Genomic DNA, 13,952 nt, shown 5'->3' with positions numbered 1-13,952 from the left:
CGTAGCGAAACATCAAGGAATGGCACGTCTTTTCAGCGACTTTCTGAGAACACTCTGCAGGCGACGTGGCGCAATCCGTCCAATGTTAGATCGCGATCCACGGCTGAGATTTCAGAAACCCCCTTGGCAATCAGTGCCGCGTCTCCGCCAGTCGCGACAATGAAGGTGTTTTCAGGAAGCTCCTTGAGAATTTCAGCAAGGATTCCACGCACCAATCCGCGATATCCAAACACGGCTCCGGCTTGCATCGCCTGCACGGTGGACTTGCCAATAGCGGTATCCGGCTCGACCAGATCCACCTCGGGAAGCAGTGCGGTTTTTCGGGTTAGATAACCGGACATCGCGCCAAGACCAGGAGCAATGACTCCGCCCAAATACGCTGGCGCAGCCGATACCACATCGAACGTCACCGCGGTTCCAAAATCGATCACCACGGCCGGTGTTCCATGACGGGCCATGACTCCCACCGCATTTGCCAAACGATCAGCTCCGATCTGTTGAGGATTGGGATAATCGATCCCGATCCCGAGCGGACTGCGGTAATCCAGAAGATGGAGCGGATGCGCATCGCGAAAAAACTCCGCCATGAGGTCGCGTTTGAGCGGAACAACCGACCCGATCAACACCCCATGATAATCCACCCCTTGGAGTAGCTCTAACAAGGTTTCCTGAGAAATGTCCGGCGTTGCAATAACACCTCTCCACTCCAGCAATCCGCTTTCGTCCGCCAGCGCGAACTTGGTGCGGGTGTTCGAATTATCAATCAACAGCCAAGACATGATTACCAGTATTTGGTGCGGTAAACTTTGATCTGCCCTTCCTCCAACGAAGGGACATCTGCATGCGACCGAATGGTCAATTCTCCTTCATTCAAATGCAACGTCAGCGGGCCATGAAAAGCTGACTCCGGAACCCAGAATTTATACCAGATTTCAGAAACCTCGCCGTCCTTATCCGTGCCGAAAGTCACCCCGACCGAGTCGAGTTTTTCACCATCTTTCCCCTGCAGCCAAACCGGCTTTTCTTTGACATGGGGCTCGCTACCGGATTTCACCAAATGAACATCCAACCAAAAATAGGAATGGTCGCGAGTGATCTGCGTGGCCTCGACTTTGAATCGCGCGGCTGAATCTGCCTTCCAGTCGTAGGGCATGAACCAAAGAATCGCCGCGACGATCAGGCCGATCGCCAAGGTGCCAAGAAAGATCAAACGGCTGGGACTTTTCACCGCCGCCAGAGGAACCGGAGTTGGCCCGGACTGCAAACGAAAACGGGCGGCCCCGTTATGGACCGCCCGCGTGAGGATCAATTCAATTGATCGGAGGATGAATCAATCAGTCGGTGTAAGCTGGTGCACCGTGCTCGGCAACATCCAAGCCTTCTTCTTCTTCCTGGGCATCAACCCGGACACCGATCGTGACCTTCAGGATCAAGAACAGGACAAGGGAAGCCACGAAGGCGAAAGCACCAACAGAGAGTGTGCCAATCAGCTGGGTAAGCACCGAGTGTGACCCATCAAGGGCAACAGCGAGAGTTCCGAAAACACCGCAAACACCGTGAACGGAAACGGCACCGACAGGATCGTCGATTTTCAATTTGTCGAACACAAGCACTGCAATCACGACCAGAATGCCAGCAACTGCACCAACGGCAACTGCTACCCAGGTTCCGAGCACATCAGCACCGGCGGTGATACCAACCAAACCGGCGAGGATTCCGTTAAGACCCATGGAGAGATCTGGTTTTTTGATCACGATCCAAGAGAAGAAGGTAGCACCAAGGCCACCCGCGAAACCGGCCATTGCTGTGGTAACAAAAACACGGGACACTCCAGCTGGGTCAGCGCTCAGCACGGAACCGCCGTTGAATCCGAACCAACCGATGAACAGGGCAAACACACCGGTAAGTGCAAACGGAAGGTTGTGAGGAAGCACTGGCTTCACACCTTCAGCGGTGTATTTACCACGGCGTGGTCCGAGAACGAGAATCGCAGCGAGCGCAGCAAAACCGCCGAATGCATGGACCAATGTTGAACCGGCAAAGTCATAGAAGCCCATCTTATCAAGCCAGCCCAAGCCCCATTTCCAGGAGCCCGTGATTGGGTAAAAGAACATGACCAGAATGGTTGCGTAAATCATGAATGAAGAAAGCTTCACCCGTTCAGCAACTGCACCAGAAACGATGGTTGCAGCAGTCGCAGCGAACATCGCTTGGAAGATGAAGTCTGTCCAATAGGTGTAGTTCGCGTAGGCGGAAGTCATATTAGCGACGATCTCACCGTCAGCAATTGAGTTCGGGAGAGGTTTGCCTAATGCAAAAATCCCATTCACCAACCAATCTTCACCGGGATACATCGATTTGAAGCCCCAGAGCATGTAGGTGAGTGCACCGATGCAAACGATGAACACGTTCTTGAACATGATGTTCACGCAGTTCTTCTTTTGGCACATGCCGGACTCAACAGCCGAGAAGCCCAAGTGCATGATGAACACCAAGGCTGCTGCGATCAGGATCCAAAGGTTGTTCACAGCAAACATCGCCCCTTCAGGCCCGGCCATGAACTCTTTATACGCGGCTTCGCCTGCAGACGTTGATTCTTCCGCAGCCTCGGGAGCAGGTGCTTCAGGCGCTGGCGTGGTATCAGCCATCTGCTCGGTAGGCGGCGCGGTTTCCTCCTGCGCGTATAGCGGAGCGGTCATCGGAATCGCCGCAAAAGCGATTGCCGCGACCAATAAGGTCCGCAGTTTATTTTTTTTTCGACTAATCATTGTGGTTAGGGGTGGGGATGTATTGCTGCTATTTATTCGGGAACTACAAGTCCCCCAGCGCTTTGCGGGGGAAGCAACGATCGTGCCAAAATAACCTCCCGACCTTAGGCTCAACCTGGAAGCTGAAATCTTAGCAAATTTACAATGTAATGCTGTTTTATGAAAAAATAGGCACAGCTTATGTGTATGAAAAGGTTGCTCACCCCACTGGCAACCAGCCTGAAGCCAATCGGTTGCCACATTTCAGGTGCATTACCCGTTAAAGATCCACATTCATTAGTCAGTTACTCGAATTTACTTGAAAAAAACAAAGTTCTTGGTGTTAAGGCGAACTTTGCAGAACAAATCTACACGTTCGAAACGTACGTTCACTCGAATAGTTATCGTTGGCTAATGGCATGAAATCTCAATGCGCCTCATTTCACTTGCCATCACTAAACCAAGTATCTAACCCTCCGACTAGAAGACACCTAAAAGCCCAAAAGGATCTGGACAGAAGCTTAGGAAATGTGAAATATCTACATTTAGGCGCTGCTCCGGCACCCAGAGTGCTACATAGGAGTCGTCTCCCGTTGTCTGTAACAACATCCTAACCCGAATTTGTTAAGACAACATCTGCAATCGACAACCAAACAAACAGATGCGCAATTATAGTAAAACCATCGTTGCCTTGGCAGCTGCCTCCGGACTTGCCGCAGGAAGTGCTTCGGCGATCGACCTTGATTACAACCTCCACGCCGGATACACCAGCGAGTACCTCTTCCGCGGTCTTAACCTCGGCCAAGACCTCACTGAGGTTGGCGGTGATGTTTCCACAGAAATGTATGGCCTCGATTTGAGCGCTGGTTTCTGGCAAGCTTCGTTCGACGCTCCTATGGGCGGCGATCACCTCAACGAGCTCGATCTCTACGGCAGCGTTGCCAAGGATTTCGACTTCGTGACCGCATCGGTCGGTTACATTTGGTATTATAACTACGATGATATCGATGATGCTCAAGAAGTGGTGTTCGCTCTTTCCCACGACTTCGGTTTTGTGGAAGCGTCTCTTTCCTACTTCCTGGATGTGGAAACCGACAACGACGGCTACTCCGAGTTTGCCCTTTCCAAAGGCTTTGATCTTACCAGCTGCCTTACTTTGAACGTCTCCAGCGCCCTTGGTTACTATGTTGAGCCAAATGATTTCGCTCACGTGACCACCAAAGTCGCTCTGGACTACAAGTTCGCTGAGTCCGCCACCATTTCACCATTCATCGCTGCTTCGATCTCGCTCAGCGATAAGGACTACACGCTCAACAGCGGTGCCAAAAACCAATTGGTTGGCGGCATGATGGTCAGCGTCGATTTCTGATCCACGCAGACTTTCGTCTGAACTAATTTAAAGGGTGGTCGCTCATGCGATCACCCTTTTTTTGCGCGTATCGGGCCAGAGCAAATCAAAGGGACTCAACGCGTCGACGCCGCTGATGGAATAAGACGGTTTCGGTATAACCGGCAGCTTTGGCCAATTGAATGGCGGCAGGAAAATCACGCGCCACATCGCCCGGCGTATGCGCGTCTGAAGAAATCACCAATCCGATTCCTGCGGATCGTGCCAGCTCCAAGAATCTCGGAGCCGGATAAGCCTCCTCACATGGTTTGTGCCAACCTGCGGTATTAAGCTCAATCACCGCGCCTGATGTCGCGATCGCATCGATCACAGGTTCATAAAAGCGATCCAGATCGCCGGTGGGTCGGTAAGCGAACTTTTTGACCAAATCCGGATGGCCTAAAATATCGAAGCTCCCGCTTTCCGCCATGGCGGCATAACTTTTCCAATATTCGGCCCAAACATGCTCCACATCACTTTCGGCCCAGCGTCCCAGCCATTTCGGGTTATCGAAATCCCAGCCTCCGAGATAGTGGACAGATCCAATGAGGTAATCCCACGCGTAACGCTCGCTGAGATTTTGGATCCATTTTTCGCATCCGGGCAACCAGTCGCACTCCAAGCCAGCCCTGACTTCAAGTCGGCCGACCGCTCTCGCCCTCGCGCGCTCGATCCAATTGTAATATTCCGGGAGCTCGGCTTCGAACATTCTCCAGTCATCAAATGGCTCTGGCAGCATCGGCGCGTGGTCGGAAATGCCGTATTCAGTCAGTCCGGCTGCGATCGCAGCGTCTATATAAGCCTCGGGTTCGCCCTCCGCATGGCGGCAAAGGGGGGTGTGGGTGTGATAATCAGCAGGCACGATGTGGTTTAGGGATGAATCCGATTGAACGACGCAAGCGACCCATAATAGATTGTGCGCGCGAAGCAAGCGCCGGGCCCATTTCCCTGAACCATTTCCATGTCCTCAAACACACCAGAATCGAGCAGTGGCAACCGAGTCACCCAGCATTTGATCGAACAACTCAGGCGCCATCCGAAACGGGTGGTTTTCACCGAAGGAGAAGACGTCCGCGTCCTACAAGCCGCTGCAAGGCTGGTTCAACTGGAGGCCGTTGCGCCGATCCTGCTGGGCAATCGCGAACGCATCCGCTCCATCGCCGAAGAGAATTCGATCTCGATGAAATTCATTCACACGATCGATCCGCCCAAGGCGACCGACTTCGAGCTGTTCTGCAAACGCGTGGAAAATGTTGCCCGCTATCGAGGCAATCCGATCAAAAATGCCGCCGAGCTCGTTTCTCGGCCACATTATTTCGGTGCCCTCATGACCCAATACGGCCAGGCTGACGCCATCGTTGGAGGCAACATTGCGCTTCCTGCATCATTTTTCCGCGCCCTGCTCAATACCATCAAGCCGCTGGCGCATGTTCCGAAAATCTTCGGAACCACCATGCTGATGGCGCGTCATCTGCAGCACTTCGGACACGAAAACATTTTGTTCCTCGCTGACACCGCGATGATCCCGAATCCGACGGTGCAAGAACTGGCAAGCATCGCACTGGAAACCGGCAAACTGGCTCACCACTTCCTGGGCCGCACGGTCAAAGTTGCCATGCTGAGCCACTCCACACTCGGCTCAGCCGGAACTCCAGATGCAAAGCGAGTCCAAGCGGCAACCTCGCTGGCACGGGAAGAGGCGCTCAAGCAATTCCTCGACATCGAAATCGAAGGCGAAATCCAAGCAGACGTGGCACTCGATCCGGCTGCTGCCGAAACCAAACTGGCGGGCGCCGAGACCCGGACCAGCGCAGATGTGCTCGTTTTCCCAAATTTGGATGCCGCCCACATTTCCCTCAAACTGCTGCAGCATGTCGCCGGAGCTCAAAACTATGGCCAACTCATTCTCGGCTTGGCCCGCCCCGCGGCACAAATCCCACGCACTGCGAGCCCGGAAACCATTTTCGGAACCGCTGCGGCCGTTGCCGTGGAAGCGATCAAGTACCATCAGCTCTATCCGGAAGGCCACGCCTTACCGGAAGGCCACGAATGATGATCTTTTTTCCATCTTTCGGTCGGTTGCATTGACGTCTCGCCAAGAGTTCGGTAGGCCTTCAGCCTGATGACTCTTCGCATTCTCCGCAACCTCGCTATATTCATCGCTATCGTTGGTCTGGCCAAGGCACAGATCAGCGTGCGCTTGGATTTGACCAGCACACAATATCTTACCGGTGAACCGGTCATTGCGCAGGTAGCCATCACCAACAATTCCGGCCGAGAATTGAATTTTTCTGGATCCACCCGGCTGCCCTGGATCGATTTCATCGTCAAGAAAGGGGACGGTTCCCTTGTGGTATCGCCACAAAAGCCAGCTTTCGGCGCCATGACCATCCCTGTCGGCCAAACGATGGCCCGCAAATTTTCCCTTTCGAGTTTCTACTACCTTTCGCAACAGGGGAACTACTCAGTAACGGCCATCGTCCGGATGCCTGGTAACGAAGAAAGCGAAGTCCCCAGCAATCGCAGAATTTTCAACCTCAGCCCAGGCCGCCCCTACATCACCCCAGTCAAAGTCGGGGTTCCGGGAAAACCAAATGAAACCAGGGAGTATCGCGTGATGAGCTTCACCCCTAAAAACCACCAGATGATCTACGTTCAAGTCGTTGACGGCAAAACCGGCATTCCGATGCGAACCTTCCCCCTCGGTGAGATTCTCAGCGTGCGCAAACCCCAGATCTCAGTGGATCGAAATCTCCAACTGCACGTCCTCTATCTCGAGAATGCCTCTATCTGGGATCACTGCATCATCAATTCGGATGGCCAAATCGTTGATCGTAAATACCACAACCGCAGTGCCCAAGGTGACCCCTCACTCTACACCTCGCCCGATGGTGTCGTGAGTGTCGCGAATAGCACCCCATATGACCCAGTCGCGGTTGCTGAGGCCAAATCCAAGATTCATAAAGCCTCGGATCGCCCTTCATTCATTTACCAATGAATTGCAAACCTAAATATTCCGGATTGCTTAAATAATCTCTTTACTTTTTTTAAAAAAAATAGATAGATCCTAACGATTTTTCCATTTCATCGTTATGAGAACACTCCTTCGGACTATCACATTGCTGGGTGCGTGCGCTTTCGCTTCCGTCGCCCAAGCCAAAAGTTTCCGAACCGTGGTGATCGATCCGGGTCACGGCGGTCATGATAAAGGCGGACAATGGGGCCGCGTGTATGAAAAACATCTGGCACTGGATACAGCACTCCGACTTGAGGCTCATTTGAAAAAAATGGGCTTCAATACATTCGTCACACGCCGGAGTGATTATTTCATTTCCCTTCCGCAGCGGGTAACGATCGCCAACCGCTACCGCAACGCGATTTTCGTCAGCATTCATTACAATTACACCTGGAAGCAACAGGTCAGTGGTTTGGAGACTTTCTACAATCGCTCCGACAGCCAAAAGCTCGCCCAGTTTGTTCAACAAGGGATGATCAATCGAGTGCACTGTATTGATCGCGGCGCAAAATACGCCCGTTTCTACGTCATCCGGCATACGGAAATCCCTGCCGTTCTTGCAGAATGCGGATTTGTGAGCAACCAGACGGAGCGGGATCGCATGAAGTCCGCCTGGTATAGAGATACACTGGCCAAAGGCATTGCCGAAGGCATCCAGCGCTTCCGCAACGAAGGCTGATTTTAACGGTCCAACACCGAATCGTTTTTACCCCATGGCCTCGCTTTCCGTCGCAGAAATGCGGGAGCTCGAATCGCAGGCCATCCAAAAGGGCTGGACTGAAGAAACGTTGATGGACAAGGCCGGTCAGAGCCTTGCGATCGCAATCGCCCGCCAATTTCCGATTCCTGGAACAGCAATTGGCTATCTTGGAAAGGGGCACAACGCCGGGGATACGCTCATTGCCCTCAAAATTCTCCGCGATCAGTTCGGTTGGCAAACCTACATCCGTGCGGCATTCCCCAAAGCCAGCTGTGCCATACTTACAGCTAGCAAATGGGATGCCTATGAAACGGAATCGCAAGATTCAGTATTAGCGACTCCACCAGACCTCCAAAATCTCCCCTACCCCGTCTTTTTGTTGGATGGCCTGGTTGGAATCGGCGCAAAGGGAGCTTTAAGGGAACCACTCGCAAGTTTCGCGGCTGAAATGAATGAACTCCGCCAGAGACGCGGATGTACGACCATTGCGATCGATCTGCCCTCAGGAACAGATCCGGATGATGGAAAAATTTCCGAAACCTCGGTGATCGCCGACCTAACGCTCATGATTGGAGCGACGAAAATCGGCTTACTCAAGGCCTGTGCCGGAGAGGCGACAGGAGCTCTCGGACTCGTCCGCGTCGATCCACTCAGTGCAGATCAAGCAGCCGATGAGCTCGAACTTATTTGCCCACAGAGTCTTCAGATCGCCAAATCTCCGAGAAATTTCGAATCTCATAAAGGGACATCCGGTCGCGTCGGACTTTATGTGGGATCTTCTCATTTTACGGGTGCTGCCGTGCTGTCCGCAACCGGAGCGCTTCGTGGTGGAGCCGGGCTGATCACGATTCACGCGCCGCCCGATGCTGCCGACGCGATTTCCAAGAAATGTCCGCCTGAAATCATGGTCATCCCCACGGAAGACCCAGCTTCGATTCTCAAGGTGCGGTACGATGCCTTAGTACTGGGATGTGGCCTCGGAGAAATGAATCAGGAGCGTCAGCAGCAACTCTTCAAGCTGATTGAAAAATCGCCAATTCCAACCGTGATCGATGCGGATGCCTTGAATGCCATCTCGACAGCAGGACGATTAGAGCTCTTGCCTGAGCATCATGTGATCACCCCCCACCCCGGAGAATTCAAAAGACTCGCTCCAGAAATGAGCGAACTTCCACGCGAACAAGCGGTAAGTCAGTTTACCAAAAAACATGAGCCTGTTTTACTTCTGAAAGGCGCGAGAACCTTAATTGGCTCTAAAGCCAGCCGCTCCATCCGGGTGAATTCCACCGGAAACCCTGGTATGGCCAGCGGGGGGCAGGGAGATTTTCTCGCTGGTGTGATCGGCGCGTTGCTAGCAAGGGGCGAACCTCCGCTCGATGCTGCCACAGTGGCAGCATGGGTATGTGGCCGTGCCGCGGAAATTGCAGTTCATCATGATCACGAATCGGTTGAATCCTTGACGGCGTCCGACATCGCCATCCACCTGGGCAGCGCATTCAAAGATTGGCGCCGCGCCACGCGGTAAGCTAAGCCATTTAGCTCAAGCCGGTTAGCAACTTGGTTTGTTCATCCAGAAGAAAAATGGATCGTCTGAAATCAATAAACGATACAAGCCTTTTGGCTTCCAAGGTGGATCGTTGGTCCAGATGCAGTTCCAGTTTTCCCATGGAAACACCTGGAATTTCCGCCACCAAGGTGGGATCACCGACGCGGAGAACGATTTTTCGAATCTTCCACCACTTTTTGACCAGCTCGACATGCTCAATCTCTCCGTAAGGAAGATCGATTTTAGTCATCACCTCGTCATCGCTACGGAATACATTCCCTTTCCGCCGCCAATGCAGTTCCACTTTTTCAGCCATGAAACGCAATTTGCCAGCGACCTCATCCCGCCCGAGGGGATCGCTGGCTGGCAGAAAAAACCACAGGTTGATTGGCTCCGTTTCGGTCACTGACATCCATTAACCTTAGATCGAAACCACATCAAAAACAAAAACCGACGGCCCTTCAGGAAGCCGACGGTTTCGTGGGAGTATGCGGCATTTCACCGCAGTTAGGAGATCAGTTTACAGCGACTGCAGAAGAGCCGGTTTCTCCGGTCCGGATGCGAATTGCTTCTTCGATGGTAGAGATGAATACTTTACCATCACCGATTTTACCTGTGTTCGCGCTCTTAACAATAGCTGCTGCGACGCCTTCGGCTTGGGCTTCATCTACTACGATTTCTATCTTAACTTTAGGTAGGAAATCGACAGTATATTCGGAACCACGATAAATTTCAGTGTGTCCTTTTTGGCGACCGAAGCCTTTGACTTCGGTTACGGTCATCCCTTGGACACCCACTTCAGCCAGGGCCTCCTTCACTTCCTCTAGCTTGAATGGCTTTATGATTGCTTCGATTTTTTTCATGATATGGGCGGATTGGTAGGCGATAGGAAAGCAAAGGACGTGCCAATATCTTCGAGTTTCACCTAGTATCTGTACCGCAAAAGCTACCTCAATAATTGAATTTGACTAGTGTAAAAAATCACTCAGAGGGCGCATTTCAACTCCCCTCAGCTACCCGCAGATTGGTGCAAATTTTTTGAGAAACCCGCAGAGAAAACCCGGTATAAAAGGCGTCGTTTGAGTTGCAGGCCTAGCAAGCTGGCTCTACGATAGATCATCTTAATCACCGAACACCTATGAAGAAACTTTGCCTGATCCTAGCCGCAGTCATCGCCGCTCCCTTCGCTCTTGCACAAGACGAAGCGAAACTGGAACTGACCGGAAACGACATGATGCAGTACAACACCAAGACCTTGGAAGTTGTGACCGGTCAAAAAGTGACCCTGACTTTCAAGCACATCGGCAAATTGCCAATCGCTGCCATGGGACACAATGTTGTCATTCTGAAACCCGGCACCGACATTCCAAAATTTGCAACTGCGTGCGTTCCAGCCAAGGACACTGGCTACATTCCACAAGACGAAGACAGCAAAGCTAAAATCGTAGCTCACACTGAACTAGTTGGCGGCGGCGACTCTTCAACAGTTACTTTCACCGCTCCTGAGCCGGGTGAATATCCGTATATCTGCACATTCCCTGGTCACTTTTCGCTCATGCAAGGAGTCCTGACCGTGAAACCAAAGCCATAATTTCACAGATTAACTATTCAATAAATAAGGCCGCCCGACTGAGTCGAGCGGCCTTATTTTTTACAAATCAATCAATTTTTATTTTTCAACAGGTCCCGAATTTCACTCAGAATAACTTCTTCATTAGATGGCTTGGGTGAGGCTGATGGTTCGGCAGGTTTTTCGTGTAGCGATTTAGCCTTATTAATCGTCTTAACGATCATGAACATCACAAATGCCACGATCAAAAAATTCAGTAGTATTGAAATGAAGTCCCCGTAAGCGAAAACAGGAGCTAGTTTCTGCGCTTCAGCCAAAGGAGTTCCCTTCGGCACGGAAGCACTGTTCTTGAGGATGAAGTAATTGTTGGAAAAATCGAGTTTCCCGGGAGTCACCCACCCCACAATCGGCATGATGAAGTCATTGATGAAGGCGGTCGACAGTTTGGTAAATGCCGCACCCATGACGAATGCCACACCCATATCGACCAAGTTTCCTTTTAGAGCAAATTTTTTGAATTCTTCCAACATAACACCTTTGAATGCCTCTAGTTGAACAGGTTTAGCACGGAATTGCAAAGCCTGATCCTCAAATCGCCCGCAATCGCAAGCATGCCACCGTCCCGCGCCCGGGCTGTGCGCTCAAGGTGATCGAACCACCATGGAGCTCTGCCGTTTCCTTTACCAAGGTCAGTCCCAACCCAGTTCCCTTGCGTCCCGAGGCGTGATGCCTGAGCGAGTAAAACCGTTCGAACATCCGCTCTTTCGCATAATCTGGGAATCCTGGACCTTCGTCATGGATATTCAAAACGATGCGCTCATCCACCAACTCCAGCGAGACATGAACTGTCCCACCATGTGGTGAAAAATCGATGGCATTCTCAAGCAAGTTGGTAACTGCAGCTCTCAAAATGAAAGCATCACCCACCAAACGCAGCTTCATCTTATTCTGCGGCCGAACGATTTTCACGCCTGCAACGTCGGCTAAAGGCTTTGCCTGATCGATGGCCTTTTCCACGATTTGTCCAAATTCAAGTTCTTCACTTTTCTCCAGGCTTTTCATCCCTTCGATCGCTGAAAGCTCCAGTAAGCGATTGATCAATCGCTCTGCGCGAGACGTCTCGGCGCGAATGTTTTCGAGGAACCGGTGCCGGTCCGATTCAGGCATATCCTCATCCAGAAGTTCCGCAGCGCCACGGATCGCAGCCAAGGGACTCTTCATTTCATGAGTCAGCGTCTGGATATACCGAACCGCATATTGTCGCCCTTCCAAAGCATCGCGCATCGAATCCAAGGCATGAGCCAATGTGTTGACCTCTTTGCCGATCCCAATCCTTGGCTTGGGAGGCCGCTCGCCCCTTTCGATCGCTTTGGCATATTCCGTAATTTTTCCAATCGGGTGGAACAGCCAAAGAAAGACCGCCCCTATCAGAAATAAAATCCCTCCACCAATCATGCCGCAAGCTGTGTAAATGATGCGCTGCCTCTCCTTGATCAGGGGCAATACATCCGCCTGTGGTTTATAAACCGTCAAAACTCCGAGAGGATGATCCGGTGGGCCCACCGGGGCAGCCACATATAAAATGGAACTCGTCGAATCCGCTTCATCGTCCCGGCTGCTCCGCGCGCCATATTCTCCTTTGAGCGTTCGATGAACATCTCTCATATTCGAAAGATCCTGTCCCACGCGCTTCCCATGTTCTGAGTCGTAGATCACAACTCCTTTCGCATCCGTCAAATAAGCTTGGATACCGACTCGAGTTTTCAAATGGCCAAAAATTCTAGCTTGAAACTCGTTGCCACGAGCCCCCTCGAACGCAGCTCTCAAACCACGGGTTTGTTCGTCACCATTGGTGATTTCATCCTCCACCAATTCCGCGAGAACTTGGGCAGTATCTACCAACACCTCTTCGGTTGCCTGGAATGTTTGAGGTTCAACCTCTGATAAAAAATTTCGGGTCAGCTGGTAAAATCCAAGCGTGATAATGAATGCGATGAAGAACAGTGTAACGCGGGTGAATCTCAAAATATCAATGGCTTATGTTTAACCAATATCAAAAAGATAGCCCAAACCTCGCCGCGTTTGAATGCAATCTTCCGCGCCTAAACGCACCTCACGCAATTTTGCTCGAATGGATTTAATATGCGCGTCGACGGTCCGATCCGTAACAGCACCCGGATCCGCCCACGCTTTATCGAGCAATTGTTCACGCGTGAAAACCCGCCCAGGCTGTTTGATTAATACGAGTAATAGTTTGTATTCATGTGCCGTTAAATCCAATGCAATACCATGACAGTGAACCCGCATGGAAGAATCGTCATGATGGAAAAATGAAGAAGCCAATCCCAATTCATTCACTGATTCACTCGGTGACTCCTCGTCCCGAAGCTCAGGTGAGCGCCTGAGAATTGCTCGCACACGGGCCACCACTTCACGAGGAGAGAATGGCTTCGTAACATAATCATCCCCTCCTAATTCAAGTCCAAGAATCCGGTCAACCTCGCCACTTCGGGCTGTGAGAAATAAAATCGGAACGTGGGTGACTTTGCGCAGCCTACGACACACATCCAGCCCTGTCATATCCGGCAAACCAATATCCAAAATCACAAAATCGAAGGATATTTCTTTAAAAGCAGCTATGGCATCCGCCCCTGTCAATGCGTGGGTGACCTCAAAACAATCTGTGCCAAGTGCATACAGCAACGTGTCTGCGATCGCAGGCTCATCTTCGACGAGGAGGATATGTGGCATGAATCGATTCCATCTGTTCGATTTGAAATGCCAATGAAGATTCGAAGAAAATCACGTAAACGAACCCATGAAGAGTGCGCAACTTGAAAGCGCCACAGGGACTTTCTCCGAAGAGCACTGCGTTTTGCCTCTTGCATATAAAAAAGGAGCCCGGCTCCAAATTGCTTTGGAGCCGGGCTTTTACCTGGCGACGACCTACTCTCACAGGACCTATCGTCCCACTACCATCGGCGCT

15 protein-coding genes are annotated in these 13,952 nt (G+C 51.6%); 6 read left to right on the top strand and 9 right to left on the bottom strand.

Annotated elements, in window-relative coordinates; genetic code table 11:
* Positions 1-32: 32 nt before the first annotated feature.
* The 3 genes from JIN85_RS12820 to JIN85_RS12810 all read right to left on the bottom strand — a co-directional run bounded on the left by JIN85_RS12820 (position 33) and on the right by JIN85_RS12810 (position 2,699).
* The gene (locus tag JIN85_RS12820; RefSeq protein ID WP_200271322.1) at positions 33-779 is read right to left on the bottom strand and encodes a type III pantothenate kinase; all 747 of its coding nucleotides are present in this window, start codon (positions 777-779) and stop codon (positions 33-35) included.
* Positions 780-781: 2 nt separating this feature from the next.
* A complete protein-coding gene (locus JIN85_RS12815) occupies positions 782-1,228 on the bottom strand; it encodes a hypothetical protein (protein ID WP_200271320.1) in 447 nt (148 codons plus the stop codon).
* Positions 1,229-1,334: 106 nt separating this feature from the next.
* Positions 1,335-2,699 (bottom strand): ammonium transporter, encoded by a 1,365-nt coding sequence (locus JIN85_RS12810; RefSeq protein ID WP_234047410.1) that lies wholly within the window; start codon positions 2,697-2,699, stop codon positions 1,335-1,337.
* A 709-nt stretch (positions 2,700-3,408) separates the two neighbouring features.
* Here JIN85_RS12810 and JIN85_RS12805 point away from each other — a divergent pair.
* Positions 3,409-4,116, top strand: coding sequence for a TorF family putative porin (locus JIN85_RS12805; RefSeq protein WP_200271318.1), 708 nt, complete (start codon positions 3,409-3,411; stop codon positions 4,114-4,116).
* 85 nt (positions 4,117-4,201) lie between these two features.
* Here the strand turns inward: JIN85_RS12805 and JIN85_RS12800 are convergent, their stop codons facing one another.
* Positions 4,202-4,996: a histidinol-phosphatase HisJ family protein gene (locus tag JIN85_RS12800; RefSeq protein ID WP_200271315.1), complete on the bottom strand. Its 795-nt coding sequence runs from the start codon at positions 4,994-4,996 to the stop codon at positions 4,202-4,204.
* A gap of 99 nt (positions 4,997-5,095) precedes the next feature.
* On the opposite strand from JIN85_RS12800, the gene JIN85_RS12795 reads away from it, so the two are divergent.
* The 4 genes from JIN85_RS12795 to JIN85_RS12780 all read left to right on the top strand — a co-directional run bounded on the left by JIN85_RS12795 (position 5,096) and on the right by JIN85_RS12780 (position 9,375).
* Complete coding sequence (locus JIN85_RS12795; RefSeq protein WP_200271311.1) at positions 5,096-6,187, top strand: phosphate acyltransferase; 1,092 nt, start codon at positions 5,096-5,098, stop codon at positions 6,185-6,187.
* Between the two features lie 69 nt (positions 6,188-6,256).
* Complete coding sequence (locus tag JIN85_RS12790; RefSeq protein ID WP_200271309.1) at positions 6,257-7,132, top strand: hypothetical protein; 876 nt, start codon at positions 6,257-6,259, stop codon at positions 7,130-7,132.
* Positions 7,133-7,226: 94 nt separating this feature from the next.
* The gene (locus tag JIN85_RS12785; RefSeq protein ID WP_200271306.1) at positions 7,227-7,829 is read left to right on the top strand and encodes an N-acetylmuramoyl-L-alanine amidase family protein; all 603 of its coding nucleotides are present in this window, start codon (positions 7,227-7,229) and stop codon (positions 7,827-7,829) included.
* Positions 7,830-7,863: 34 nt separating this feature from the next.
* Entirely contained in the window at positions 7,864-9,375 is a 1,512-nt protein-coding gene (locus tag JIN85_RS12780; RefSeq protein WP_200271303.1) for an NAD(P)H-hydrate dehydratase, read from the top strand.
* Between the two features lie 10 nt (positions 9,376-9,385).
* Here the strand turns inward: JIN85_RS12780 and JIN85_RS12775 are convergent, their stop codons facing one another.
* Positions 9,386-9,808, bottom strand: a complete 423-nt coding sequence (locus JIN85_RS12775; protein WP_200271300.1) for a hypothetical protein — start codon at positions 9,806-9,808, stop codon at positions 9,386-9,388.
* 103 nt (positions 9,809-9,911) lie between these two features.
* Complete coding sequence (locus JIN85_RS12770) at positions 9,912-10,259, bottom strand: P-II family nitrogen regulator (protein ID WP_200271297.1); 348 nt, start codon at positions 10,257-10,259, stop codon at positions 9,912-9,914.
* 275 nt (positions 10,260-10,534) lie between these two features.
* On the opposite strand from JIN85_RS12770, the gene azu reads away from it, so the two are divergent.
* Entirely contained in the window at positions 10,535-10,987 is a 453-nt protein-coding gene (gene azu, locus JIN85_RS12765) for an azurin (protein WP_200271294.1), read from the top strand.
* Positions 10,988-11,058: 71 nt separating this feature from the next.
* Here the strand turns inward: azu and mscL are convergent, their stop codons facing one another.
* Genes mscL through creB form a run of 3 tightly spaced genes read right to left on the bottom strand, consistent with a single transcriptional unit; the run spans position 11,059 to position 13,717 of the window.
* Positions 11,059-11,496, bottom strand: a complete 438-nt coding sequence (gene mscL / locus JIN85_RS12760; RefSeq protein WP_200271290.1) for a large conductance mechanosensitive channel protein MscL — start codon at positions 11,494-11,496, stop codon at positions 11,059-11,061.
* Positions 11,497-11,554: 58 nt separating this feature from the next.
* On the bottom strand, positions 11,555-12,991 hold the full coding sequence (gene creC, locus JIN85_RS12755) for a two-component system sensor histidine kinase CreC (RefSeq protein WP_200271287.1): 1,437 nt from the start codon (positions 12,989-12,991) through the stop codon (positions 11,555-11,557).
* Positions 12,992-13,009: 18 nt separating this feature from the next.
* Positions 13,010-13,717 (bottom strand): two-component system response regulator CreB, encoded by a 708-nt coding sequence (gene creB / locus JIN85_RS12750; RefSeq protein ID WP_200271284.1) that lies wholly within the window; start codon positions 13,715-13,717, stop codon positions 13,010-13,012.
* Positions 13,718-13,952: the final 235 nt, after the last annotated feature.

The organism is Luteolibacter pohnpeiensis, assembly GCF_016595435.1.
GTDB classification, from domain to species: domain Bacteria; phylum Verrucomicrobiota; class Verrucomicrobiia; order Verrucomicrobiales; family Akkermansiaceae; genus Luteolibacter; species Luteolibacter pohnpeiensis.
Note: the sequence above shows the minus strand (reverse complement) of the source record. Positions and strands in the feature narration are given on the sequence as shown.

Excerpts from the sequence above, each read along its gene's own strand:
- JIN85_RS12820 (WP_200271322.1), bottom strand. The coding sequence starts at position 779 with ATGTCTTGGCTGTTGATTGATAATTCGAACACCCGCACCAAGTTCGCG.
- JIN85_RS12810 (WP_234047410.1), bottom strand. The coding sequence starts at position 2,699 with ATGACCGCTCCGCTATACGCGCAGGAGGAAACCGCGCCGCCTACCGAG.
- JIN85_RS12805 (WP_200271318.1), top strand. The coding sequence starts at position 3,409 with ATGCGCAATTATAGTAAAACCATCGTTGCCTTGGCAGCTGCCTCCGGA.
- JIN85_RS12795 (WP_200271311.1), top strand. The coding sequence starts at position 5,096 with ATGTCCTCAAACACACCAGAATCGAGCAGTGGCAACCGAGTCACCCAG.
- JIN85_RS12790 (WP_200271309.1), top strand. The coding sequence starts at position 6,257 with ATGACTCTTCGCATTCTCCGCAACCTCGCTATATTCATCGCTATCGTT.
- JIN85_RS12785 (WP_200271306.1), top strand. The coding sequence starts at position 7,227 with ATGAGAACACTCCTTCGGACTATCACATTGCTGGGTGCGTGCGCTTTC.
- JIN85_RS12780 (WP_200271303.1), top strand. The coding sequence starts at position 7,864 with ATGGCCTCGCTTTCCGTCGCAGAAATGCGGGAGCTCGAATCGCAGGCC.
- JIN85_RS12775 (WP_200271300.1), bottom strand. The coding sequence starts at position 9,808 with ATGTCAGTGACCGAAACGGAGCCAATCAACCTGTGGTTTTTTCTGCCA.
- JIN85_RS12770 (WP_200271297.1), bottom strand. The coding sequence starts at position 10,259 with ATGAAAAAAATCGAAGCAATCATAAAGCCATTCAAGCTAGAGGAAGTG.
- azu (WP_200271294.1), top strand. The coding sequence starts at position 10,535 with ATGAAGAAACTTTGCCTGATCCTAGCCGCAGTCATCGCCGCTCCCTTC.
- mscL (WP_200271290.1), bottom strand. The coding sequence starts at position 11,496 with ATGTTGGAAGAATTCAAAAAATTTGCTCTAAAAGGAAACTTGGTCGAT.
- creB (WP_200271284.1), bottom strand. The coding sequence starts at position 13,717 with ATGCCACATATCCTCCTCGTCGAAGATGAGCCTGCGATCGCAGACACG.